Consider the following 25,441-nt stretch of genomic DNA (forward strand, 5'->3'; position numbering starts at 1 on the left):
TCTATGATCTGGCTCACCGAAGAAATACAGCCAAGACAACAATGGTTAGATATCAACCGGTATTCCCAAATTTGACATATTGATTTTTCCACTCCTCACTCTTCAGTGAATCTCCAATCGGCTGTAGTTAGAAATCCTTGGATAAACTGCAGCGATGCTTAAAATGAGAAACAAGATTCCCCCAAGTACGACGTATTGCGTACTTAATCCTGATATGAATAGTCCGCATACACTCGCTCCAATCGTTGTGCCCAAGTTGGCGGATGTTAGAAAGAGCCCATTCGCGAATTCAGGAGCCTCTGGCGCTGCAGTCACAATCCAATATTGAGTAATGTTGCCTCCTATTCCACCCAATACCCCCCAAATCAAAATAATACAGGCCATTGGCACACTGAACTGTCCCATGATGAAAAGCATGATGTAAACTGCTCCTAATCCATATAGATAAAACTTTACTGTTCTTAATGCATGTTTTGTAAGCAGCTTTCCTGCAATCATATTTCCAACCATGTTGGCCGCACCGTATAGGAATAGCATCAAACTGATTGTGTTCCAGGCATAATGGGTCACGGTTTTCAGATACTCGGAAAGGTAGCTGTACACCCCGAATACGGCTCCGTTCATAAAGATCACTGCGGCAATGGAGAGCCAGGTCATGGATCTTCTTAATACGAGTATCTGAGTACCATAAGAGACCCTTGTCTTAACAGGCATCGATGGTACAAACAGGAGTGTGGCGATGAATGCGACTGTCGTTACGGCAGCAAAAAACAACATCGCATGAGCAAGCGAAGTGGCGGTTGCAATCAAACTTGAGACAGGTACGCCAAGCACCATCCCAGCAGACACACCAACGAAAACTTTGGCTACTGCCTTCGAAGCGTCATCCTTGCTGACCGTCGAAGCTGCGACGGTAAATGCCAATGAACAATAAACAGGATGGAAAAAAGCCGGAATGACACGTGCAATCAATAACACGATAAAGTCTGTTGTGATAGCGGAGACAAGATTGCCTGCTATAAATATGCCAAGCACAAGCAGCATCACTTTCTTGCGGTTCATGCCCGAAAACACTGAAGGCAATATTGGGCCAGAGACGGCAACCGCAAGCGCAAAAAGACTCACGATTAACCCTGCGGTGGAGATGCTAACATGAAAGTGGTCCGCTATCAAAGGCAAGATTCCGATTACGCCCATCTCGATATTCAAGATACTAAATACACCCAAGGTTAAAATATAGACAAGCTACTGATTTCGTTTAGTCGTCATAGGCCATGGATGTCGAGAGATCACGGTAGGCATTGATCTGCGTCTGGAGGTCGACAATTTTCTGCTCTGCAATGCCTATCGCGTCGGCGCCTGCTATGAAGCGTCGCGGTGGTTGCGATTCGCTTGCAATCATGAGGAGTGCCTTGGCAAGCTTGTTCGGATCACCGGATTGTTGCCCATTCTGTTCATTAAAAAATGCCATATAACTAGCTCTGCGTTCCGCATAGTCCTCAACGGACAGCTTAGCGTAAGTCGACGACGTCTCCGTAAGAAGTTCCGTACGGAAAAAGCCCGGGTTCACAATAGTCGTATGAATGCCAAAAGGTGCTGCCTCAGGAGCCAACGACTCCATCCACCCCTCAAGCGTAAATTTCGAGGCAGAATAGGCGGAATTAAACTCGAATCCAGAAATGCCTGCACCTGAGGAGATCGAGATGATATGACCGGAACGCTGCTTGCGCATGAAGGGCAAGACCGCCCGGGTAACGTTCATAGGGCCGAGTGTCTTCCAAAAGTCTTAGCCAGTGAGTACCCAGACCTGGTCCTGCACCGATTATAACTATTGTTTTCAATTCATATTCACCTTCTTTAAAGACAATAGTAAGGCTACTTTCGTGGGTGCGAATTTCTCAAAGCCAGATGAGTTGCAGGTAAATTCATGGCGTACAACTTTCAGTTGTACGCCAATGTAAAGCTTTACTGTCCATAGGTAAAATTAATGTCTGTGATTCAGCCTATACTTAGCCCTTCTGCGATTCCAATTCTTTCAACGTAGGATAATCCGTATACCCCTTGCTTCCGCTGCCGAAGAATGTTGCAGGATCTGCTTCATTCAATGGAGCTCCTAATTTAAGTCGTTCTACTAAATCCGGATTAGCTAATGACCATGCACCGACAGGCACCATATCAGCCAGTCCTTTATCAAGATCGATACTTAAATCTTCTAAAGCTCGTCCAGCACGATTAATTAACAAAGGATTCGTCCAGATTGAGCGAATGTCTTGAAGCAGTTCTTCGTTTCCAAGATGCATGATATGGAGGTAAGCTAAATCCAACTGGGCTAATTCTTTTACAAGATGGCGATAAAGTTCAGGACCTTGTTCACCATCATGTATCCCACCAAGAGGTGTCCCTGGCGAGATCCGGAAGCCTGTTCTTTCTGCTCCAATTTCTTCGACGATGGCTTTCGTTACTTCAATCGCGAAGCGAATACGATTTTCAATAGATCCTCCATACTCATCCGTCCGTGTATTCGAATTTTCTCCGATAAATTGATTAATCAGATAACCATTGGCTCCATGAATTTCAACACCATTCGCGCCTGCTTTAATAGCCGCAGCTGCTGCTTTTCGGAAGTCGGCAATGGTCGTTTGAATATCCTCTTTACTTAGCTCACGCGGGACTGGGATGTCCTGCTTACCTTTAGCAGTAAACATTTCTACACCTGGCGCGATTGCAGATGGCGCAACAGGTTGACGATGATGTGGGGTATTGTCTGGGTGCGACATACGACCGGCATGCATTAATTGGATATATACATATCCACCTGCTTCATGCACCGCATTGGTAACCTTTTTCCATCCTTCAATATGCTTATCCGTATATATTCCAGGTGACCATAAGTACCCTTGACCATCATCAGAAGGCTGTGTACCTTCTGTAATAAGGAGTCCCATTGACGCTCGTTGAGCATAGTAAAGGGCTGTTAATTCTCCAGGTGTACCATCTTCATTCGATCTACTACGTGTCATTGGTGCCATTGCCAAACGATGAGGTAATTCCAAATCCCCAATTTTTGTTTTGCTCCATAATTTATCCATTTTTAACACTCCTCTTTAAAATTCGTTACCAGTGGTGTGGTGTTTGCTGTTACGTATTGGTTTGATATCTTGGATGTTACTTTATTAGTTATTTGTATTAGGATAGATGTGGATATATTGTAGATACTCCACCGGCAAGAATACTTTGGATATGCCGGCTCGTGTCATCCGCAATAATTTCAAAGCTGTCAGATTCTATACCATCAATAGCAATTTTTGCGATGTCCGCAGGGTTTGACTTGGGAACTTCTAAGCCCGACGTCATGTCTGTCTCCATATAGCCCACATGTAATCCAGCTACTCGCACATTTTGAGGACACAGATTTAAACGCAGGTCGTTCGTCAATGCCCACTCTGCTGCCTTTGCAGCTGTATAACCGCCAACAGCTCCTGAACTAAACCAAGATAATGCAGAAAGAATATTCAGAATCGAACCACCGCCGTTATTTGCTAGGATCGGTGCAAAGGTGCGCACCATAGAAAGTGTGCCAAAGAAATGCGTATTAAATTCTAAATGGATTTGGTCAATTTCACCGTCAAGCAAGGATGCACCAGTAGATGATCCTGCATTGTTGATTAAAAGGGTACTATCCTTTGCAAAATTAGCGGCTGCAGCTACCTCTTGAGGATTCGTAATATCAAGCTTCACAGGTATTACACCGGGAATATCAATGGTCTCTGGATTTCTTGCTCCAGCATAAACCTTAGCCCCTCTGGATAGAAGTTCAAGCGTGAGCTCTCGGCCAAGGCCTCTGTTCGCACCAGTGACAAAAGCGATTTGTTCAGAAATTTTCATTTTAGGTTGCTCCTTCTATTATGTGGTATGGGTACAACAATGTTTTCCTCTTTAAAAAGTTCGCAATTAATGAACTTCTTAAAGTATTGGGCGGAGGGTAATCCAAGCATATGGGAATGATCGTTCTAAAATAAATATAAGAATGGTCAATTCATAAAAAGAACCTTGTTTACTCAAAATATGAGAACGATCATTCTAGAAATATATTAGAAATGTTGTCCTCATAGGAGTAAGCTTCACAACACAGCTTAAAATTATACATATAAGAACAATCATTCTAAAAATATCAAACTATTTCGCTAAAAGTTTTATGGATATGTTGGCTGTACGGTGTAGTTTTTCTTTGGCAATGGAGGTTCTTGTCATTACCCTCAATCCAACACATACTGCATGCATATGCTCCGCCAGCTCTGCGGCATCGTAAGCTGTGGTGAATTCTCCATTCCGCTGCCCCCACAGAATAATATCCTTAAACATTTGCTCTGATAGTGTAAACGATTCAGTGGATTTGGAATCTACTTCAGGATCACGCATTGCCAATTCCACCGCCGAATTCACCATTAAACAACCAGAGGGTGAGTCTTCTTCACCATATATCATAGCACTAATAATCAACTGAAGAGCTTCCTCGGCAGTCTCGGAGCGTTTAATTACTCCTGTAAGCTCCGTATTGATTTTAGCGCGAAATCGATCCATTGCTTTAAGAAAGAGCATATGTTTGTCGCCAAACGTGTCATACAAACTTCTACGATGGATCCCCATATGCTCCACCAGATCAGTCAACGATGTCTTCTCATATCCTTGTTCCCAAAAGAGCTTCATCGCCTTATCCAATACTACGCTTTCCTCGAATTCTTTGCTTCTTGCCATTCCATTCCCTCCTCCCATTCTCAATATAACATATTGAGAACGATCAGTAAAGAATAAAAAATTATGCATATCAAATTATTATCATATGCAATAAAACGATCTATAGTTCAAATAAATAAACGCCACATTCTCGGCGATCCGTAAGGGGTATAAGTTTAGCTTACCTCGTATTAATTTGCTTAAGAATCATTTGACCCCAAGTATGCGTGATAAAATCCGGAGCGAACTTCATTGAAAAGCGCATAACTTTGGTAAAACCTGCGTTCACGCGTAGTTTATTTTTCAACATGCCTTTAATACCAACATTAACAAGCTTTGTTAAGGGTAAAGAGATCAATTTATTCAGAAACCCTTCATCATAAGTGTCCGTGAGATTGGTTTCAGAAATAACTGGTGGACAAAGTTCCATCACATGAATATTTTTTCCTTTATAACGGATTTGCTCACGTAATGCATCACTGAACATGTGTATGCCAGCCTTCGTTGCAGAATAAGTCGGTGCGTTGGCAACTGTAATATTAGAAAGTAGTGAAGTAACGTTTACAATCATTGCCTCTCTTTGTTTGGCTAGCAGTGGCAACAAAGCCTTGGTGACATATATTGTACCATTCAAGTTTGTGTTGATTTCTGCAGTAAGGTACTCGTAGTTAATACTTTCATCAAATAAGTCAAACTCGTGTATAATACCAGCATTATTGAATACAATATCCAGTTTCGGATAGTGTTTAGCTAGTTCATTGGCAAGCTGCTCAACGCTTATAGGATCACTAACATCAGCTGCCATCCCAATGAGCCCGGGATTGTTCTTTACTGCCTGATCAATGCGTTGTTGTGAGCGCCCCGTGATGATCACGGTATTTCCCATCTCAAGAAAACGTTTGGCAAAAGCAAAGCCAATTCCAGACGTGCCGCCTGTCACCAATATCGTTCTATTTTTCAATTTCATTCTTCATCATCTACTTTCAATATGACTTTCTCTTGACTATGGCCCGTTGCAATCTTAGTAATTGCGGCATTCACTTGATCAAAGGGGTACTCAGAATCAATCACCGGCTTACAGTTTGCTTTTTCAAGATACTGTGTGAAAGCTGCTAATTGCTGGCCACTTGGTTGCACGTATGTGAAGTCATAACTCTTCTTTTGCCATTTTGCAAGCCCATCAAAAGGCGATCCCAGTAAACTGAAAAGAATCTTTTTCACCGTTGCCAAGTCTCCGCTTCGATTAGCGAAACGGGTATTGGGACCAGCGTTTAACGACAATAATTTGCCACCGGGCTTTAGTATCTTAATTTGTTTACTAATTTCACTGGCGCCTCGGGTATCAATAACATAATCATAACCTGTCAGTATGTCAGTATAGTCCTGCGTTTCATAGTCGATGAACTCATCTGCCCCGAGTCGATTGGCCAAAGCACGCGCTGCTCCACTACCACTAACGGTCACAAACAGTCCTTGTGACTTCGCGTAAGGAATGGCAATCTGACCAAATCCCCCCGTACCTCCAGAGATAAATAATTTACTGCCTTGCTGAGCATCTAAAATATCTAATGCCTGGACGATCGTCAAAGCAGACAATGGCACGGCCGCTGCTTCTTTAAAGGAAAGATTAACTGGCATCTTAGCCACAAATGACGCATCTACTGCGACATACTCGGCAAACGCCCCCATTTTATCTAGCGGTGGCATGGTGTACACATGATCACCCACCTTAAAATTTATGACGCCGTTGCCGACTTCGACCACTACTCCAGCCAACTCGTTGCCCAGAGTCAATGGAAAGTCGTAATGATCAAACAACTTAACTTTGCCTTTAATCGCCAAAACGATGTGTGGATCAACACCAGCTGCCTTAGTCTTGATTAAAACCTGAGTTGATGTGATTGATGAAACATCGACTGTGTTGATTTGTGCTTCCAGTATTTTGGAATACCGCGAAATTTGTGCAGCCTTCATTAGGTACTCCCCTTAAAATCGGATAACGACTTTTCCTTTAGGATGACCTGTAGCAACAAGATTCAGTGCTTCGTTAATATCTTCAATGTGAAATTCTGTTGGGTCTACCGCTGGTACAATTCCGTTATCTTCAATAATCTTGGTAATTTTCCTTAATTGTTCGCCATCACTGCGAACAAAAATGAAATGATATTGAATTTTCTTTTTCTTCGCTTTGTAATCATACTTAGCACCTGCAATGGTGAAGAGCTTTTGTTTCCAACCTGGCAAGCCCAGATCTTCGGCAAACCGTTTGTTAGGACCAGTCCGCAGAGAAAGAAGGCGACCCCCTGCTTTAATAATTGAAAGTTCATGATTAAATTCACTTGGTCCCAAGGTATCAATCACATAATCAACGTCACTAAGTTGTTCCCAATAGTTCTCAGTCGTGTAATCAATATATTGGTCTGCTCCAGCCGCTATTGTCCGTTCACGCGCTTGCGGATTTCCACTGACGATGACCTCAAGCCCCATGCTTTTGGCGATAGGAATAGCCATTTGGCCAAATGACCCAGAGCCCCCGGGGATAAACACAGTTTCGCCAGATTTGGCAGATAATTCTTCATGCAAACCTTGATAAGCAGTCAAACCTGTTAATGGTGCAGCAGCACCGGTCACAAAATCGAGATTAGCGGGTAAATGTGCGATGGCATCCTCATTTATCGCCGCATATTCCGCAAAGGCACCAATTTTTTGTAGTGGGAGGCGTGAATAAATTGCATCGCCAACTTTGAAACCATGGACCTTCTTTCCGACTTTCTCAATAACACCCGTCAGTTCATTACCGAGTACCAATGGGAACTCATAATCCTGAATCAGCTTTACGCTTCCGGTACCGATGAGCAACTCCAAATGATTAACCGCCGCTGCTTTCACCTTGACCAAAACTTCGTTATCATTTATTTCCGGGACTGGAATATCGTTAACCTCTACTATGAACTTTTTTGAATATTTGGTAATCTGTGCTGCTTTCATAATTAATGGCCCCCTATGCACTGAATAATAAGTAACATTTATTAGTTTTTGTAACTTGCACAAAAAGCATAATACCAAAGGTTACAAAAGTCAACAATTGTTACCCACCCGTCTTTATGCTAAGATATAGGTAACCGTACAAACAGATATTAAAGAATTTTTTTCAGAAAGAAGGGTTGACAGCACGGTGTTACGCGGGTGCTTGAAGTCAAATGATTTGCTCCAAAATACCCATATTCACCGTCAAAATTAATGGCTAAAATCACACAAGAGGTCATTATTGAAACAGCAGAAGCGTTAATTGAACGCACGAAAAAATCCGAAGTGACGCTCTCACAAATTGCGGATGAATTAAGTATCACCCACGCAGCGCTTTATAAACACTTTAAAAATAAGCAGGAACTCTGGGCAGCCGTGTCTAAGAGCTGGTTCAACCGGATGATTTCAGAACAAATTAAATTAGATATGACTAATTTGATGAATGCACAGGACTTGCTCCACGATTGGCTGTGGGCATTTGCTAACGCCAAAAAACGCGCGTATAACGAAAACCCCAAGATGTTCGCCTTGAATACGCAATACGTGGATAGCAATCCACTAGTATTACGTGACGTTCTATGGGACTCCTATCAAATTATTGACGGATTCATGGACTATCACGATCCCAACTTAGAACGGGCAGAGGCGATCCTATCTGCTTTTGCAGTGTTTAGCCTCCCGTCCTTCAAAGAATCCTGGAATTTACCAGACTACCAAGACAGGTTCGAACGCATCTGGAGTTTGATCAAACATGGGCTTTGAATCAATTCTTCTAGTTGGCTTTTCAACACTGTGTTAAAAGGATATAGGGAAGCTGAATACGTGGGAGTCACAACTTCTGATTATAGGTCATCAAGTTCTCGAAGTTCCTTCATCGGCAATAAGTAAAAAAGCTGAATCTATACCCTACCTGGACTCAGCTTTTTTATAACTTATTATATTTAATGGAATCAGTTATTGATTTGTACTTCGATGGCTGTTTTGTTATTTCTAGTATTTATTTATTCATTAACCCATTGAGTAAATGTTCTTGCTGGTCTGCCTGAAACACTCCTGCGCTTTTCAGATCTGACGACTTCCCGTTGAGCTAAACGTGCCAATTCAGGGATAAATATACGTGTGTTCTGATGTCAGATCCTGTTATAAAGGATTCGTAGCAGCTTACGCTCCGTATCGTTCATCGTTCAACATCGTTAAGCCCCATCTTTCCTTCGCGCTATTTCAACATCCACGATCCTATCGAGATTGAAAATACGGATGGCTGGTGCCTGAAAGCAATACGCTTTTAATCGGCCAACTTTCACCGAGTTAACACTTACGTCCCGAATACTTACCTCACGTTTCCGATCGATATAATAAGCTGTACAACCTTATCGATAAACTTCTCTATTTGATTCACCTCATTCAGAACATTCATTCCTCATAAATCCCAAACATACGTTCTTAGTGTAAGGTATGAAAAATCCATGAATTGATCTAAAGTAAAACTGTACAATATTCTTGGAAAACGCAACATGCTTGGCTTCCTCTACGAGACCACCACTGCTTACAAAAAAAGCCGCTCGAGTGAGCGACTTTAATTCCTTACAAAACGTTCTTTACTTCTTGAGTGAAAGCATCCCAGTCAGAAAATTCATCTAATGCTGGATAGTATGTGCCCACATAGCCAAAGGTTTTGTGATTACTATTGTCATGTACGCCGCCTCTACGACTTTTTCTCTCTTCTGTAGTAGCAATACCTATGTAATGATTTTCTAGTGCTGAAAGAACTTCATCAACGGGTACGCCGCTTACTTTCGAGAAGTTACCGACTGCATCAGCATATTCCTTGACGATATCGTTTGAAATAAAATATGCCAAATCATTACCTCGCTTTATAATTTCAGCGTTATAGATGATAAGGTATAATTTCAGGTTGAAGTCAAAGCTGGCGAATATATTTCTCCCGAGAAAATGACTTTCAATAAATTTGTTGAAGAATGGAGAAGCAAATACGGAATCAAACATCTAGAAGCTAAAACCCTCGAAAATTACAACCATTTATTGAAAAACCATATCTCCCCTGTCTTCGGTAACAAACGACTCGATGAGTTAAAACCTATTCATATTGTGAGCTTTATGAAAAATCTAGAGTTAGACGGAGCGCGAAAAGATGGAAAATCAGGAGGCTTATCATCAACGACAATTCGATTCGCCCATAGAGTTATGAAAGACATTCTTGATCGTGCTGTTGAGTGGCAGATATTAAAAAGCAATCCGGTATCCGCAACCAAACGTCCTAAGGTAGCACGATTAACTGTTGATGTTTACGATGAATTAGAAGTAAGTGAATTATTAAATGGATTAAGTAATGAGGCAGAACACTGGAGAATCATGATAAAAATGGCTATAACTACTGGACTACGCCGTGGAGAATTGCTGGCATTAGAGTGGAAACACATTAATATTGATGAAGGCTTCATTGAGGTCGTACAGTCACTAAGTTATGTCAATGGGCAAAATATCATAACTTAGTACTTTAACTTCTGCTCAGGGCATAAAAAAATAAAAAAACCCTTGATTATCAAGGGTTTTGGCAATTTATATTTGGTGGAGCCTAGGGGGGATCGAACCCCCGTCCTCATCACAGCCAGCGATGCGCTCTCCCACCATTAAGTATTCACTACCATAGATATGAACTTACCCAAAAAGATGGGGTAGTTCGTCTGCATATAAAATTACTACTGCAGCAGCTATCAAGAGATTCAATAAGGCCGGTATCACTTTTCCGATCGGATGTTTGACTCTGAAATGCGAGAAACAAGCCAATAGCATCATAATGCCTATCAATATTCCGGTCCATGCGGCAATCCCAGGATACCAGTAGCCGATAATGAGTCCTATGCATCCAACAATTTGAACGTAGCCCGTAATGACGCGGAACCATTGAGGCAGCTTAATCGAATCAAACAGTTCGACCTGATGCTTGGCTCCCGCAATCTTGCTTCCGCCAAAAAAGGCCATGGAGAAAAGCAGCCAACTTTGAAGAACGATGGTTAGTATATGCATTTGAACCCTCTTCCTTATTAATTTATTTTTATACGACACCGTTCAGTGTCCTATTTCATAATATAACACCATAACGTGTCCTGTAAAGCAATAATTTTGATGTATTGGGTGGAAACCTTCTCAATTGGCCAATTTGGATTCTTAATAAGCGGCATGCCAGCCTGTTAGATTCAGACGCCGTGCTCGTCCCGTTTGTAGTTATTGCTTTGAAGTTTACCATCCACTCCCTGTGCGCGGACTGAACCCCGGGATTCATCCCCTTCGAGCTTCCACCAATAAAACAGAAAACCACGTCCAGAGGACGTGGTTGATTTTGTTTTTTTGGTGGAGCCTAGGGGGATCGAACCCCTGACCTCTTGCATGCCATGCAAGCGCTCTCCCAGCTGAGCTAAGGCCCCAAATGACGACAAGATTGATCTTAACATACGGTCCTAAGATCTGTCAATCTTTATCTATCATACTGTTAAGCGGATGCTTGGAGAGCAGGTTGTTGAGCTCCTTCATGAACATATCGATATCTTTGAATTGGCGATACACGGATGCGAAGCGGACATAGGCTACCTCGTCTACCGGATACAGCTCATTCATCACGATGGAACCGATATCACTGCTATCGACCTCGGCATGTGCAGTCGTGCGAAGCTCCTTCTCCACCTCGGATACGATAACCTCCAGTCGCTCTACAGGCACCGGACGTTTCTCGCAGGCCCGAATAAGACCGCGTAATATTTTGTCACGGCTGAATTCCTCGCGGCTGCCGTCCTTCTTGATGACGATTAGAGGCGTTTCTTCAATCATTTCAAAGGTCGTGAAGCGGCGGCTGCACTTTTCACATTCACGGCGGCGGCGAATTGATTTGTTTTCGTTGGCCGGTCTAGAGTCTAATACTTTCGTACCGGCATAGTCGCAATATGGGCATTTCATGATGCGGTTAGCCTCCTTTCTTTGTCGAAAAGCCTTTGAAAATCAGCTCTTCAAAAATAATTTTAATTTCCATGTAATTCCTGTAATGAAGTTTTGATTTTTGCACATAATACTTTTACCAACCGCAAGGAGGTGAACATACATGAGCGCATCCCGCAGCAGTAACCAACTGGTAGTGCCACAAGCGACAGCTGCCCTTGATCAAATGAAATTTGAAGTTGCTCAAGAGCTAGGCATCGCAATTCCGCAAGACGGATACTACGGCAACATGGCTACAAAAGACGCAGGCTCCATCGGGGGATACATTACCCGTCGCCTAGTGCAAATTGCCGAGCAATCCCTTGCTGGTCAATACAAATAATGATTCATTAAAAGTTGTATGAATAACGGAAGCTTTGGCTGGGCCTGTCCTTGAAGAGACAGGCCTCCAAGGCTTCATTGTATTTTCGCATTCGCAATTGCTTGTCCATCAGAAAGTCGGATACAAATCCTTATACTTATTATAATAGTAAATGACCCGCTGTACATAGTGTCTAGTCTCACCGAACGGTATTTCCTTCACCGACTCGATCGTTCCATCCCATACGCCGGTATCCAGCCATTTCCGAACATTGCCTGGACCTGCATTGTACGCAGCTACGGCGGCAATTTTATTCTGATCAAACTGTTGGTTCAAAGATTGTAAATACCAGGAGCCAACCTCAATGCTAACATCTGCCCGGTGCCGAAGCGTATCCTCCGTTACATCCTTAAAGCCCGCTTTTTGAACGACCCACTCCGCCGTATCAGGCATAATTTGCATTAAGCCCAAAGCGCCCTTCTTCGAATCCCGGCCTGTCCGATAATTGGTTTCGCTGCGAATAATCGCAGCAACCAAATGGGGCTCAACTCCGTAATTTGATGCGCTTGCCCGAATATCATCCTTAAACTTAACGGGGTACATCCAAGTGCCAAGCCAATCGGATTTAAGGAACAGAATCGTCATTAATCCGAGCAGCAGCAACAGCAATACTCTTTTCTTCAGCAGCACTCTCATGGCAAGCACTGACTTTTCCAAAATTCGTTCAGTTGCCGCTTCGTCTCCGCAAGCGAACCGCTGTTATCAATTACCCAATCCGCTTTACTGCGCTTTTGCTCGATATCCATTTGCAGCGAGACTCTTCGAATGGCTTCTTCCTCTGAAACTTGGTTTCTTTCCATTAATCGAACCTTCTGTATCTCCGCAGGCACGTATACGACCATTATGCCATCGTAGAGATGCTCCTGCTTGGTCTCGTACAAAAGCGGGATGTCCGCTACGATTAACCGTTCGGGGAACTGCTCCGCATAGGTATGTATTTTTGCTTGCATACGCTCCCGAATAGCAGGATGCGTAATCGCTTCGAGCTTTGCTAGCGAGTCTTTGTCCCGAAATACAATTTCACCTAGTGCCTTACGGTTAAGCGAACCATCCGCCTCAAGTACGGCTTGTCCGAACGTAGAGGCTATTGCCTCTAGTGCCTGTTCACCTGGAAGCACAACCTCTCTTGCGACTTGATCGGCATCGACCAGCAGCGCACCGCGTTCCACGAGCAAGCTCGCGATAGTGCTTTTACCGCTGGCAATACCGCCGGTTAATCCGATTTTCATCCATTTCACCTCAAATTATAACAACTTCATGATTCCCATCATGATTAATAATATGCCTGGCAGTAAAGATAATGTTTGCATGCCTCTCCAAGAAGAGAAACGAAAACCAAAACGGATACCGCCGACTAAGAAAATCGCACTCGCAGCCGCTATCATTAAAGCTGTTAGCAGCGGAGGCAAACCGATCAATGCAGCACCGAGTCCTGCTCCGAAAGCATCAAGAGATAATGCAACGCCGAGCATGACCGCTTCCGATGCAGAAATGGTCCCCGATTTGTCGACATCCGCTGCCTGCGGCGTTCGCAAAATTTGAATGACCAGCCCAAGGCGTTTCAGTTCCACCATGACGACAAGCGCAGCGCTTGCGATTTCTCCGGCATGCGTTCTCACACTGCCTTCAGCGGCTTCTACGCTCTCTCGGCCGGATGCGTCTGCAGCTGCGTTTGCCTCATCATTGCGTTTTCCTCGCCTAAGCTGCAGAAGCGCCCAGCCACCGATCAGCATCAGCACGCATGCGCCAATGAGACGCGCAACGAATTCGGATAGAAAGCCGGTCAGCCAGCCTCCTACCTGCATGGACAGATAAATAATCAGACCAGAGCAGCAAGCAATGATAAGAACCGACAGCAACGGGATGCGGATTCTCCGCAAGCCATAGGTAACACCAACACCAAATCCATCTAAACTAACGGCAAAAGCAAGAACTAACAGCGAAGCAACATGCGCGAACAATCGTTAAGTCCCTCCCCGCACGGCGGTTATCCGGCTCACGTTAACGCTGTGAGTAGACATCCGCCTATTGTTCGTAACACACCTATCATATGCGGGGAGTATTTGTCTGTGCATGTCGATTAAGAAATGCTATTGCTCCGTTCCTTTCACTGATCAGGATAATGGCTGGCATTTATTGCAAATATGCGTGCCCCTGCCACCTACGACAAATTTAAAAATCGGTTTGGAGCAGGTCGGACAAGGCTCGTCCTTCTTGCCATAAACGAGCAGCTGATGCTGGAACATCCCCATCTCACCTTGCCCGTTTACATAAGATTTAATCGATGAGCCGCCCGCCTCAACGGCATTCGCAAGCGTAGAACGAATGGCTTCGTATAGCCGCTTCCACTCTGCCGGCTTTAATGTATTAGGCGTGCGTTCGGGATGAATGCGAGCTTGAAACAATGCTTCATCCACATAAATGTTACCCAATCCGACGATATGCTCTTGATTGAGCAGCAGCGGCTTGATCTTCGTCGCACGCTTCTCCAGCTTGCTGCGCAGCGCTTCAAGAGTAAAGGACGGCTCAAGCGGTTCTATGCCCAGCTTGTTAAGCGGGGGGAGCTCCAGCTCCTGCCCGGCTTGGAACAAATGCATCGTGCCGAACTGGCGCACATCCTTATAACGAAGATCCGTTCCATCCTCGAAATGAAAGATCACATGCGTATGCCGTTCGATCGGCTCATCCGACGCAAATACACCATAACGTCCTTCCATTCGCAAATGCGACACTAAAACCAACCCATCCAATAAGATTCGCAAAAATTTGCCGCGACGTTCAACGGTTTGAATCGTGTGTCCAACCAAGGCATCCGCAAATTGCTCTGGCTCTGCGGGACGCTGTATAATACGCGGGAGTCTGACGGTTACAGATTGGATCCGTTTTCCCGCTACAAGTTCAATTAATGTTCGTCTTACGGTTTCTACCTCTGGCAATTCAGGCATTTCTCCTCACCTCAACAACCATTATACCCGAAACTGCGCGCCAATGGGCTACTTTGCTTCATACCAATTGTCACCGAAGCTCATGTCCGCCTTCAGCGGAACATCGAGCTTGAGAGCTCCAGCCATAACCTCCGGCACAAGCGTCTTCATAAGCTCAAGCTCATCCTCCGGCACCTCGAATACGAGCTCATCGTGCACCTGAAGCAGCATGCGGCTCTTCAGCTTGCGCTCGCGCAGCGTAGCATCCATATGCACCATCGCCAATTTAATAATATCGGCTGCTGTCCCTTGAATCGGCGTATTCATGGCTGTCCGCTCTGCAAAGGAGCGCAGGTTAAAGTTCGACGCGTTGATGTCATTCAAGTAACGTCTCCGCTCCAGCAGCGTCGCCACATAACCGTCACGCTTTGCCTGCAGGACAATGTCGCTCATATATTGACGGACGCCTTTAAACACTTCCTTATAATCCTCGATGAATTTGCCAGCCTCTTTACGCGTGATGCCAAGGTTCTGCGATAGACCGAAATCACTGATACCATATACGATACCAAAGTTGACCGCCTTAGCTGAGCGGCGCATATTGGAATCGACTTGATCAGCAGGTACGCCGAATACGTCCATCGCGGTCTTCGTATGAATATCCATGTCCTTAATAAAAGCTTCCTTCATGTTCGTATCGTCTGCGATATGCGCAAGCACCCGAAGCTCGATCTGCGAATAGTCGGCTGCTACAATGGACCAGCCGGGCTCAGACGGAACGAATGCTTTGCGGATTTGGCGTCCTTCTTCCAAGCGGATCGGAATATTCTGCAGGTTCGGGAACTGACTGCTTAGACGACCCGTAGCTGCAATCGTCTGGCGGTAATAGGTATGGATCTTGCCCGTTTCCTTGCGTACCTCCTTCAGCAGCCCTTCTACATAAGTGGACTGCAGCTTGGAGAGCTGGCGGTAATGCAGGATTAGCGGGATTATGTCATGATAAGGAGCGAGCTCCTCGAGCACCTCTGCATCTGTTGAATAGCCTGTTTTCGTCTTTTTCTTGGCGGGCAATCCAAGCTTCTCGAACAAAACCTCGCCAAGTTGCTTTGGAGAACCAATATTGAATTCCATGCCGGCGAGCTTGTACACATTGCTAATAATGGTCGTAAGCTGTCCCTCCAAATTACGGCCAAGCGCCTCCAGCTCCTCGGATTTCACCTTAATGCCCTGAAACTCCATACCGGCGAGGATACGTGACAAAGGATGCTCCATGTCAAAATAAAGCTTGCTCATCCCCGTATTGCATAGCTCATCGGTTAACAGCGGCACCAGCTTCCGAACTGCTTCCGCCTTCAGAGACAAATGCCGGTACAATGTATCCGAATCTGGCACTTTGAACTTCGCGCCTTTCCCGTATACAGCTTCATCCGGCGGCAGCATAGACAGCCCTTGTTTCTCGTTGATGCCGCTCAGCGTCTGGCTCGCTTCAGTTGGATCAAGCAGATAGGCGGCGAGCTGAACGTCGAATGCTGAACCCTCAAAGCTAATTCCGCTCCACTTAAGCGCAAGCTCCACCTTGTGCAGATCAAAGCCGTACTTCGGCTTGTCCGCTTGCTCCAGCCACTCACGAAGCTTCGCGGCGAAAGGCTGCTTAAGCACATGGAAGGGAAGGGCAAAAACCTCCTCCTCCGTGGCAATCGCGAGGCCTATCAGCTCCGCGTGATGCGGATTTTCGCCTATGGCTTCGATATACAAGCCGTTTTTGTCCGATTTCCCTAGCAGCCCGACCAGCTTAGCCAGCATCTCCGCATCATTATCAGTCTCGATAATTCGAATATTCAGATCAGCTGCCGCCGCCTGCGCTTCCTCTTCCATATCCCCTGCTTCCGCACCTAGCTGCAGCCGTTCGATCAATGATTTGAATTCGAGCTTGCGGAATGCATCCGCTAGCTTCGAGCCGTCATAGCCCGCATAGCGAATCTCTTCCATGCTCTTTTCAAAAGGTACCTCACGGAATATGGTCGCCAGCTTCTTGCTCATCGCGGCATCATCTTTATGATTCTCGATGTTTTCCTTCAGCTTGCCTTTGAGCTTGTCCAAATTGTCCAAGACGCCTTCAACCGAGCCATGCTCGTGCAGCAGCTTAAGCGCCGTCTTCTCGCCAACGCCGGGCACGCCTGGGATATTGTCGGAGACATCGCCCATGAGACCCTTTAAATCGATAATTTGCATTGGCACAAGGCCGTATTTCTCTTGAATGGCTTCGGGCGTGTACAAATCAACCTCGCTGACACCTTTGCGTGTAACCGCAATAGTCACCTTATCGGATGCAAGCTGGAGCATATCCTTGTCCCCGGTAACGACGAACGTCTCCACGCCCTGATCGTCTGCCGCTTTCGTAAGCGTTCCGATAATATCATCCGCTTCATAGCCTGACAGCTCGAACTGGGAAATATTGAAAGCATTCAGCAGATCCTTAAGCACCGGGAATTGCTCTGACAGCTCAGGCGGCGTCTTTTGTCTTCCGCCTTTGTATTCCGCATAACCTTCATGTCGGAACGTTATTTTGCCGGCATCAAAGGCAACCAGCACGTGTGTCGGCTTCTCTTGCTCAAGCAGCTTGAGCAGCATCGTCGTAAAACCGAATATCGCGTTCGTATGGTTGCCGGACGAATTCGTAAGCGGCGGGATTGCGAAAAACGCGCGGTAAATTATACTATTTCCATCAATGAGCATCCATTTTTCCATAAGGAATCAACACCTTCTTTATGTAGCATTCATACCTCCCAGTATACCACAAAATGGGCTTTTCCCAAGCATCACTGCCATAGGAAAGCCCATTACGTACTTTTATTGCTTAGGCAAATGGAAAGCTTCAGGCTTGCCTAAGAGATATCCTTGCGCATACTGGGCGCCCATCTCGCGCACCTTCGCTAGCTCCTCTTCGAGCTCAATGCCTTCGGCGATAATGGAGATGTCCATTTTGGCGGCAAGCTGGATCAACGTATACAAAATATGCTCCTTCATCTCATCGAGATGAATGTTCTGGATGATGGAACGGTCCACCTTCAAATAATCAGGCCGCAGCTCAACGACGGACTGCAAGGAAGAGTACCCTGCCCCAACATCATCGATCGCGATCTGGTAGCCTTGGCTGCGATAATGCTCAAGCGTTTTTTTTACCGTGCCGAAATCCGCAATTGCACTTCGTTCCGTAATCTCGAAGACGACATGATGCGGAGACAAGTGATGCTGCTCCAGCAGGCTTAGCGTTTGTCCAGGCGAAAAGCTTGGGTCTTCCATAATTTGCGCCATCACGTTTATAAACAGCTTCTGGTTTGGCAAAAGCGGGATACAGCCGTCGATTGCTTTCTCCCTTGCCAAGCGATCCAGTGAGTATGTCAATCCCTGCTGCTCGGCAAAGAGAAACAGCTCCAATGGCCCCCCGAACCAAGTCGTATCCTCCGTTCGCGTTAGTGCTTCGTAACCAAACACCTCTCCCGAACGCTGCAGCGAAACGATTGGCTGGTATACGGGCTTGATTAGTCGTTCGCCGATCAACCGGTCGATTGCCCGCCGCTTTAAGCTGCGCACCATTGCGCCTGCCGATTGGCCGTGCAAAATCGCTTTTTTCATTACCTCGTACCAAACCAAGCCGTCTGCTCCAAGCAAATCATTTGAGGAAACGGCAACCCCGGCATGAAGCTTCCTTTCCACGTTAAGCCGTTCCCCGCAGTCGAGTCCTTCAATAAAGCGCCGCTCCCAATCATGAGTATGCTTATGGGCAAGCTCAAGCAGCCAGCCCTCAAGCAGCGGCTGGCGACCTGCAGGCAATCGCAAATGAATGAATAAATCCTCCTTCATCCATTGCAAACCCTCATAAAGCATGGAGCTGCCAAATGCAGCTTTTGCCTCGTGCTCCGCAAAAACGCGCCATTTCTCCTGCAGCGAGCAATCGCGGCTCCTCTGATCGCCAGCTGGAAACTGCCACGACAAATATATAATGCCAAGATAGTCTGCGCTCTGGTTCTTCCCGCCTTTTAGCCGCCATATCTCACTAAGTTGTCTCAATTTCACTTTCGTTCCTCTCCATGATGCATTCCTGATATTTGATCCATGACACATACGCTGCCTTTAAGTGCTTTCGCTTGCTTTTTCAGCTTAGCCGCCAGCCGTGGGATCTCCTCCGTCGAAAGCGGCACCTTTCCATCCCACAACATGAGCGACAAAGAGAGCGTTACGCCCTCATGCTCAATTAGGTTGCCATTCCGATCTTCGACAGTGGTGATCTCGGCACCCCCATAGAAGGGTTTAATGCCTTGATCAAATTTTGTGATCAATGATTTGCATAAGCTTTCAGCAATAGAAGCCTTTGTCACCGCTATAAAATCATCCCCGCCGATATGACCGATAAAGTCAGCGCTGCCGCCGAACTGATCAAGCTCTCTCCGCAGTAATTCTCCGAGGTAGCGAATCAAATTATCGCCCATGCCAAAGCCAAAGCAATCGTTATACCATTTAAAATAGTCGAGATCCGCATAGATTACTGCAAGCGGCTCCGCTTGGCCGATTCGCCGCCGCAGCTCGAGCTGGATTTCCTCGTTCCCCGGCAAACCCGTAAGCGGATTAGCCGTGCGTGCTGCCTCCGTTCGGAGCGTCGTTATGCACTCCAGAATGGATCTAATCGAAGCAGCACCCGCCATCTGACCATCCTTCGTAATGAGAACTACATCGTAAAGCTGCGAAAAATCCCGCGCCATCGCCAGCTGCGATACATGCTCGACAGTCAGCTGTTCATCCACGATGAGCGGCTGATTGTTCATGATTCGCTCGACCGGCCTGTTCCAATAAAGCGGAAGCCCGAATTGGCCGGCCAGCATCTGATGCAGCTTCTCCTTCATTAGGATTCCGATCGGTTTTCCTTGGTCGACAATGACAGCGCCCTGCGCCTTTGCATTCGTATCAAACAAGTAAGCGACCTCCGATACTCTAGCCCTAGCAGGAAATATCGGAAACGGAACTGCGAGCGTGCCAATTCTTACGGATTTACTGTGAACCCCCGATAAATATTGGTTATGCGAGGACTCACTTGCTGCCGCGAGCTGTCCGAAGTTCACCTTGTCCAATCGGCTAACCGGGCTGGATTCCCTATGCTCCCTGCCAAGCGAGATATGATATGCGCTCTGCTCCATCGCATCCAGCAGCATCCGGTATACAACCGATTCCGAGGAACGGCCGGTAGCTGGAGGAAAAGCGGTAGACATCCCCATGCTGACCTCAGCTTCGCATTCTGCGGCGTTGTCCTTTCCGCCAGCTGCCCCAGCTTTCCGTAATCTGCCGTGCAACCGCTCCAACGCTTGTTCAATGACCTTGACGATCGGATCATCCTCTTGCCGGCGATCAAACAAAAAGAAGTAGTCCCACTCAAGCCGTTGACGCCAAAAGAGTCTTTGCTCTCCGCTCTCCCAAAGATGCAATGCAGCTTCTGACAAGGCATGCCCTAATCGGAAGCGAACATAGATAACACCGATGCCGCCCTCATCCCAGCGCTCTTTGATGGTGCGGAGCATATCTCGATTGAATAAACCAATCCCGACTCCATTCATGATATTCCCCTCGTTCGACTAGCTTCTATTTCTGTCCTTTGTCACTTACTTTAGCACTCAATTGTGAATGGAGATGCATGAAAGGATTAAATCCCGGTAAAATTCGACATTTTTTTCACTCCGTATGTGCTGAAAGGCTTAAATGGCAAAGGCCGTTCGGCAGAAGCACATTAAGCTGTCAGATTTAACAAAAAAACCGTCCAAGCGCTTTGGCTTCGACGGTCTTAAGTATCGTTTACCTCATTTTATACGTTCAAATCCGGTCTATTACCTGTCACGAGATAAACGACGCTCTCGCCGATGTTCGTTGCGTGATCACCGAACCGCTCCAAATAACGTCCGACAAAGCTCAGCAATGACGATTGCGTGATGTTGCGGGGATTTTCCATCATAAGTGAATAGAGCTCACGGGTAATTTGTCCGTAAAGGGCATCAACCTGATCGTCGTCCTTCGCCATTTTGTACGCCAAATCCACGTTCTCCTGAATGAAGGATTGAATGGATTCATACGTCATCAATTGAACGATTTCTGCCATGCGTGGCAAATCGATCAACGGCTTAATCAGCTCCTGTCCTTCTAGGCGCAGGACAACCTTAGCGATATCGACAGCAAGATCGCCCATCCGCTCCAAATCACTCGCAATTTTGAATGCGGACAAAATCCGGCGCAAATCCTTGGCTACCGGCTGCTGCGTAGCAATAAGCTTCGAGCCGATTTCCGTAATTTTCTCTTCCATTTGGTTCAGTGTCGGGTCCTTCTCGATGACCTTCTTGGCGCGGGCAACGTCAACGGACTTTAGCGCCTCCATCGATTCTACCAACGCATTCTCTACGAATGTACCCATGTCGATCAACAGGTTATGAAGATGCTCAAGTCCTTGGTCAAATTCTTTACGTGCGGCCATCACAACGGCATTCCTCCTACAATATAAGTTACTTCCATGACTGACCGCGGCTTAGCCGAAGCGACCGCTAATGTAATCCTCCGTGCGTTGATCTGTGGGATTGGAGAACAGCTTCTCTGTATCCGAGTATTCAACGACTTCTCCATTTAGGAAAAACACGGTTTGGTTCGATACGCGGGCTGCCTGATGCATGTTATGAGTAACCATCACGATCGTATATTTATCCTTCAGTTCTTGGGCAAGCTCTTCAATCTTGAGCGTGGAAATCGGATCCAGGGCAGAGGTCGCCTCATCCATGAGCAAAATATTGGGATTCACGGCAAGTGCGCGGGCAATGCACAAACGCTGCTGCTGTCCGCCGGAGAGACCGAAGGCTGAGCGTTTCAAATGATCCTTTACTTCGTCCCAGAGCACAGCTGATTTCAAGCTCGTTTCTACGATCTCGTCAAGCTCCCGTTTGCTTGTAATCCCATGCAAGCGAGGTCCGTATGCGACATTATCATAAATCGACTTCGGGAAAGGGTTCGGCTGCTGGAACACCATGCCTACCTTTTTGCGAAGCGTCTCTACGTCCACTTCATTGGAATAAATCTCGGTTCCGCCGATAGCGATACCGCCCTCGATGCGAGTGCCTGGAATCATGTCATTCATACGGTTCAGCGTACGAAGCAGCGTTGATTTGCCGCAGCCGGAAGGTCCAATGAAAGCTGTGATCGCTTTCTCCGGAATCGTCAGCGTTACGTCCTTCAAAGCGTGGAAAGCGCCGTAAAACAAATTCAGCTTGTTAATATTAATAAGTGCTTCCATATCGTTTTCCTCCTAAAATGGTATGCTCCTGCCAGCGATGCTCATTAAACGTTTTTCTGATATTTATTGCGAAGCAATATAGCCGAGAAATTCATCAACAGCAGCAGCGCTAGCAAAACGATAATACCGCTGGCCGCCAGCTCCTTGAACTCAAGCTGAGGCTTAGACAACCAGTTGTACACTTGAATTGGAATAACCGTAAACGAATCCTTGAGACCCTCTGGCAAAAATGCGACATAAGTCAGTGCCCCGATCATAACGAGCGGTGCCGTCTCGCCAATCGCCCGCGACATGGCAAGAATAACGCCAGTCAGAACGCCTGGAAGCGCAGAGGGCATAACCGAACGGGACACGGTTTGCCATTTGGTCGCGCCGAGCGCAAACGAAGCATCGCGGCGTGATTTCGGAACGGCGCGGATCGCTTCCTGCGCCGATACGATAATAATAGGAAGCACGAGCAGCGTCATCGTGAGCGCGCCGGCGATGAGACTGCGGTCAAGCGCGAGCAGACGGACGAACAGGGTCAAACCCAAAATCCCGTACACGATGGATGGAACGCCCGCAAGCGTACTGATATTAAGCTGAATCATCCGGGTGATACGGCCCTTCTTCGCATATTCTTCGAGATAAATGGCCGCTCCCACTCCGAAAATAAACGAAATTGGCGCCATAATAAGCAGCATATAAATCGTACCGACGAGCGCGGATTTCATTCCCGAGCCATCGGCCTTGCGGGATGGGAAGTTCGTGAATAAATCAGGCTGAAGCCTTGAAATACCGTCGATCAAAATGTCTATGATTAGCGCACATAACGCGAGCACGCCGATTGAGGTTGCCACGACGAACAGCATATGAAGCATCCAGTCCGTTTTCCGCCGACTCGCAATTTGCTTGCGATTCGCATCTTGAAATATGTTCATCTTAGTACTCCTCTCTGAATTTTCTTGCGATATACTGGGCAAGAATATTGAGCAGGAACGTAATGACGAACAACGTCATGCCGACCGCGAAGATCGATCCGTACTCAACCGTTCCGTGCGGCGTATCTCCAAGGCTGACCTGAACGATATAAGCCGTCATGGTCTGGATACTATCGAGCGGATTAGCGGTCATATTAGGCGTGGAGCCCGCTGCCACTGTAACGATCATCGTTTCGCCGATCGCCCGTGAGAAAGCGAGAACCGCTGAAGCTACGATACCGGAGAAAGCAGCTGGCACAACGATTTTCAAAGCAACCTCGAAGCGTGTTGCTCCAAGAGCATATGCGCCATCGCGCAGACTGCGCGGAACCGATGACATAGCATCCTCGCTTAGTGAGCTAACCATCGGAATGATCATAATACCGACTACGATACCGGCGCTTAATGCGTTGAACACGCCAGCGCTGTTGAATAGACTTTGGATAAGTGGCGTAACCAAACTTAAAGCGAAGTAGCCGTATACGATTGTCGGAACGCCTGCAAGCACCTCTAAAATAGGCTTAACGATTTTGCGAACCCGCTTCGGCGCATACTCCGATAAGTAAATGGCACTCGCAAGTCCTAGCGGAATAGCAACTAAACAGGCGATAAACGTAATCATAAGCGTGCCTGACAGGAGCGGAAGAACGCCGAAGCTTTTGGGCGCGATTAACGGTGACCATTTGGTCCCAAACAAGAAATCAAAAATCGGTATTTTCTGAAAAAACTGATAGGTTTCCGAGATGAGAGTGACGACAATACCTATCGTTGTAAGAACGGATACGGATGCACATAGAAACAATAGGATTGGCATCACTTTATTCATGATGCTTACGCGTTTATTTTTGAAATCATAGATTTCTTTGCTGGATGTTTGAGCCTTACTGACCGTTTGCAGCCCTTGCCTTGGCATTGCGGCGTCCTCCTTCTTGCCTTTACAATTCGTTTACATATGTGCCGAGAAAAATGTGATGTCCCTCGAGACACCACATTTTTTCACTCAGTCAGTTACTGTTTATTGGATTTTTGCTGCTTCTGTCGCGTACTGCTCATCTGGAAGGGCAACATAACCAACTTCACCAGCAAATGTTCCAATGTTATTGATGTAGTATTTCACAAATTCTTTTACTTCTGGACGCTCAAGCTCTTTATTGTTTGCATAGATGTATAGCGGACGGGACAATGGAGCGTAGCTGCCGTCTTTAATCGTGTCATAAGATGGCGTGATTGCGCCGCTGCCGCCGTCAATCGGAACAACTTTCAATTTGTCTTGATTTTCTTCATAGTAAGCAAAACCGAAGTAGCCGATTCCGTATTTGCTGCCGGATACGCCTTGAACGAGCGCGTTGTCATCTTCGGAGAAGCTGATTGCTTTATCGTTGCGAATGCCTGCTTTATCTAAAATTGCTTCGTTGAAATAGTCATAAGTTCCGGAATCAGCGCCTGGCGAGAACATCACGATTGGTTCAGCAGGGAAAGTATCACGAACATCTTTCCATGTTGTAACTGTGCTGCCAGTTAGGAAAATTTTGTTCAACTCTTCAACCGTCAAGTGGTCGATAAAATCATTGTCTTTGCTAACGACTACGGACAATCCGTCAAATGCTACGGAAAGCTCAGTGTACTCGATGCCTGCATCCTTACAAGCTGTTGCTTCTTCTTCTTTGATTGGACGGGAAGCATCTGCGATTGCGATCTCGCCTGCGCAAAATTGTTTGAAACCGCCGCCTGTGCCGGATACGCCGACTGGAACGCGTACATCCGTATGCTCTTTGTTGAATTCTTCAGCTGCTGCTTCAGTTAGCGGGAAAACTGTGCTTGAACCATCGATTTTAATTTCGCCTGACAATTTGACTGCATCTTCTGTTGGAGCGTTTGTTGCTGTGTTATTCGAAGCGCCTGTATTTTCTGAACCGTTATTTGCGCCGTTTGTATTATTTCCACATGCAGCCGCAAATGCCAGCAGCACCACCATCGACAACATCAAGATCCCCTTAAAGCCCTTTTTCTTCAACAACTCTACCACTCCTCTTATTTTTCTCTTAGGGTCATCCCCCGTGCCTCTTATACTACTAGCCGTTTGTAAACCTCGTATTCTGTTTTTGTA

General features: G+C 46.3%; 26 protein-coding genes and 1 tRNA gene. 3 read left to right on the top strand and 24 right to left on the bottom strand.

Features of this window, described 5'->3' with window-relative positions; genetic code table 11:
• Positions 1-102: 102 nt before the first annotated feature.
• The 8 genes from AC1DLI_RS21205 to AC1DLI_RS21240 all read right to left on the bottom strand — a co-directional run bounded on the left by AC1DLI_RS21205 (position 103) and on the right by AC1DLI_RS21240 (position 7,722).
• The gene (locus tag AC1DLI_RS21205) at positions 103-1,236 is read right to left on the bottom strand and encodes an MFS transporter (protein ID WP_477606561.1); all 1,134 of its coding nucleotides are present in this window, start codon (positions 1,234-1,236) and stop codon (positions 103-105) included.
• 22 nt (positions 1,237-1,258) lie between these two features.
• Positions 1,259-1,762: an SDR family NAD(P)-dependent oxidoreductase gene (locus tag AC1DLI_RS21210; RefSeq protein WP_477606157.1), complete on the bottom strand. Its 504-nt coding sequence runs from the start codon at positions 1,760-1,762 to the stop codon at positions 1,259-1,261.
• Between the two features lie 247 nt (positions 1,763-2,009).
• Positions 2,010-3,089 carry an alkene reductase gene (locus AC1DLI_RS21215; protein ID WP_477606159.1) on the bottom strand — a complete coding sequence of 360 codons (1,080 nt, stop codon included), beginning with the start codon at positions 3,087-3,089 and terminating at the stop codon, positions 2,010-2,012.
• A 97-nt stretch (positions 3,090-3,186) separates the two neighbouring features.
• Positions 3,187-3,885, bottom strand: coding sequence for an SDR family oxidoreductase (locus AC1DLI_RS21220; protein ID WP_477606161.1), 699 nt, complete (start codon positions 3,883-3,885; stop codon positions 3,187-3,189).
• A gap of 291 nt (positions 3,886-4,176) precedes the next feature.
• The gene (locus AC1DLI_RS21225; RefSeq protein ID WP_477606163.1) at positions 4,177-4,755 is read right to left on the bottom strand and encodes a TetR/AcrR family transcriptional regulator; all 579 of its coding nucleotides are present in this window, start codon (positions 4,753-4,755) and stop codon (positions 4,177-4,179) included.
• 160 nt (positions 4,756-4,915) lie between these two features.
• Positions 4,916-5,701, bottom strand: a complete 786-nt coding sequence (locus AC1DLI_RS21230) for an SDR family oxidoreductase (RefSeq protein ID WP_477606165.1) — start codon at positions 5,699-5,701, stop codon at positions 4,916-4,918.
• A complete protein-coding gene (locus AC1DLI_RS21235) occupies positions 5,698-6,708 on the bottom strand; it encodes an NADP-dependent oxidoreductase (RefSeq protein WP_477606167.1) in 1,011 nt (336 codons plus the stop codon). Before AC1DLI_RS21235 ends, AC1DLI_RS21230 begins: the two co-directional genes overlap by 4 nt.
• Before the next feature lie 12 nt (positions 6,709-6,720).
• Positions 6,721-7,722, bottom strand: coding sequence for an NADP-dependent oxidoreductase (locus tag AC1DLI_RS21240; RefSeq protein WP_477606169.1), 1,002 nt, complete (start codon positions 7,720-7,722; stop codon positions 6,721-6,723).
• A gap of 252 nt (positions 7,723-7,974) precedes the next feature.
• On the opposite strand from AC1DLI_RS21240, the gene AC1DLI_RS21245 reads away from it, so the two are divergent.
• On the top strand, positions 7,975-8,523 hold the full coding sequence (locus AC1DLI_RS21245; RefSeq protein WP_477606171.1) for a TetR/AcrR family transcriptional regulator: 549 nt from the start codon (positions 7,975-7,977) through the stop codon (positions 8,521-8,523).
• An 822-nt stretch (positions 8,524-9,345) separates the two neighbouring features.
• Here the strand turns inward: AC1DLI_RS21245 and AC1DLI_RS21250 are convergent.
• A complete protein-coding gene (locus AC1DLI_RS21250; protein WP_477606173.1) occupies positions 9,346-9,621 on the bottom strand; it encodes a hypothetical protein in 276 nt (91 codons plus the stop codon).
• 93 nt (positions 9,622-9,714) lie between these two features.
• Here AC1DLI_RS21250 and AC1DLI_RS21255 point away from each other — a divergent pair, with 93 nt between their 5' ends.
• The gene (locus AC1DLI_RS21255; RefSeq protein ID WP_477606175.1) at positions 9,715-10,275 is read left to right on the top strand and encodes a site-specific integrase; all 561 of its coding nucleotides are present in this window, start codon (positions 9,715-9,717) and stop codon (positions 10,273-10,275) included.
• A gap of 165 nt (positions 10,276-10,440) precedes the next feature.
• On the opposite strand, the gene AC1DLI_RS21260 is transcribed toward AC1DLI_RS21255, so the two are convergent.
• The 3 genes from AC1DLI_RS21260 to nrdR all read right to left on the bottom strand — a co-directional run bounded on the left by AC1DLI_RS21260 (position 10,441) and on the right by nrdR (position 11,733).
• Positions 10,441-10,809 (bottom strand): DoxX family protein, encoded by a 369-nt coding sequence (locus tag AC1DLI_RS21260; RefSeq protein ID WP_477606177.1) that lies wholly within the window; start codon positions 10,807-10,809, stop codon positions 10,441-10,443.
• 322 nt (positions 10,810-11,131) lie between these two features.
• Positions 11,132-11,207, bottom strand: a tRNA-Ala gene (locus tag AC1DLI_RS21265).
• A 43-nt stretch (positions 11,208-11,250) separates the two neighbouring features.
• Positions 11,251-11,733, bottom strand: a complete 483-nt coding sequence (gene nrdR / locus AC1DLI_RS21270) for a transcriptional regulator NrdR (RefSeq protein ID WP_308999348.1) — start codon at positions 11,731-11,733, stop codon at positions 11,251-11,253.
• Between the two features lie 142 nt (positions 11,734-11,875).
• On the opposite strand from nrdR, the gene AC1DLI_RS21275 reads away from it, so the two are divergent.
• Positions 11,876-12,094 carry an alpha/beta-type small acid-soluble spore protein gene (locus AC1DLI_RS21275; RefSeq protein WP_169085206.1) on the top strand — a complete coding sequence of 73 codons (219 nt, stop codon included), beginning with the start codon at positions 11,876-11,878 and terminating at the stop codon, positions 12,092-12,094.
• Between the two features lie 108 nt (positions 12,095-12,202).
• Here AC1DLI_RS21275 and AC1DLI_RS21280 read toward each other — a convergent pair whose 3' ends face one another.
• From AC1DLI_RS21280 to AC1DLI_RS21335, 12 genes are all read right to left on the bottom strand, one after another.
• Complete coding sequence (locus AC1DLI_RS21280; protein WP_477606563.1) at positions 12,203-12,769, bottom strand: lytic transglycosylase domain-containing protein; 567 nt, start codon at positions 12,767-12,769, stop codon at positions 12,203-12,205.
• Positions 12,766-13,362 carry a dephospho-CoA kinase gene (gene coaE, locus AC1DLI_RS21285; RefSeq protein ID WP_477606180.1) on the bottom strand — a complete coding sequence of 199 codons (597 nt, stop codon included), beginning with the start codon at positions 13,360-13,362 and terminating at the stop codon, positions 12,766-12,768. The genes AC1DLI_RS21280 and coaE overlap by 4 nt, the downstream gene beginning before the upstream one ends.
• A 15-nt stretch (positions 13,363-13,377) precedes the next feature.
• The gene (locus tag AC1DLI_RS21290; protein WP_477606182.1) at positions 13,378-14,094 is read right to left on the bottom strand and encodes an MntP/YtaF family protein; all 717 of its coding nucleotides are present in this window, start codon (positions 14,092-14,094) and stop codon (positions 13,378-13,380) included.
• A gap of 153 nt (positions 14,095-14,247) precedes the next feature.
• Positions 14,248-15,078: a DNA-formamidopyrimidine glycosylase gene (mutM, locus tag AC1DLI_RS21295; RefSeq protein ID WP_477606184.1), complete on the bottom strand. Its 831-nt coding sequence runs from the start codon at positions 15,076-15,078 to the stop codon at positions 14,248-14,250.
• 48 nt (positions 15,079-15,126) lie between these two features.
• Positions 15,127-17,805 carry a DNA polymerase I gene (gene polA / locus AC1DLI_RS21300; RefSeq protein WP_477606186.1) on the bottom strand — a complete coding sequence of 893 codons (2,679 nt, stop codon included), beginning with the start codon at positions 17,803-17,805 and terminating at the stop codon, positions 15,127-15,129.
• 102 nt (positions 17,806-17,907) lie between these two features.
• Positions 17,908-19,134 (bottom strand): EAL domain-containing protein, encoded by a 1,227-nt coding sequence (locus AC1DLI_RS21305; protein ID WP_477606188.1) that lies wholly within the window; start codon positions 19,132-19,134, stop codon positions 17,908-17,910.
• On the bottom strand, positions 19,131-20,663 hold the full coding sequence (locus AC1DLI_RS21310; protein WP_477606190.1) for a GGDEF domain-containing protein: 1,533 nt from the start codon (positions 20,661-20,663) through the stop codon (positions 19,131-19,133). Before AC1DLI_RS21310 ends, AC1DLI_RS21305 begins: the two co-directional genes overlap by 4 nt.
• Before the next feature lie 245 nt (positions 20,664-20,908).
• Complete coding sequence (phoU, locus tag AC1DLI_RS21315) at positions 20,909-21,568, bottom strand: phosphate signaling complex protein PhoU (protein ID WP_477606565.1); 660 nt, start codon at positions 21,566-21,568, stop codon at positions 20,909-20,911.
• Between the two features lie 51 nt (positions 21,569-21,619).
• On the bottom strand, positions 21,620-22,375 hold the full coding sequence (gene pstB, locus AC1DLI_RS21320) for a phosphate ABC transporter ATP-binding protein PstB (RefSeq protein ID WP_308999341.1): 756 nt from the start codon (positions 22,373-22,375) through the stop codon (positions 21,620-21,622).
• A 44-nt stretch (positions 22,376-22,419) separates the two neighbouring features.
• A complete protein-coding gene (gene pstA / locus AC1DLI_RS21325; protein ID WP_477606192.1) occupies positions 22,420-23,295 on the bottom strand; it encodes a phosphate ABC transporter permease PstA in 876 nt (291 codons plus the stop codon).
• A gap of 1 nt (position 23,296) precedes the next feature.
• Positions 23,297-24,160, bottom strand: coding sequence for a phosphate ABC transporter permease subunit PstC (gene pstC / locus AC1DLI_RS21330; RefSeq protein WP_477606567.1), 864 nt, complete (start codon positions 24,158-24,160; stop codon positions 23,297-23,299).
• A 189-nt stretch (positions 24,161-24,349) separates the two neighbouring features.
• Complete coding sequence (locus AC1DLI_RS21335) at positions 24,350-25,351, bottom strand: PstS family phosphate ABC transporter substrate-binding protein (RefSeq protein ID WP_477606194.1); 1,002 nt, start codon at positions 25,349-25,351, stop codon at positions 24,350-24,352.
• Positions 25,352-25,441: the final 90 nt, after the last annotated feature.

It is taken from the genome of Paenibacillus sp. 01T443 (assembly GCF_056398325.1).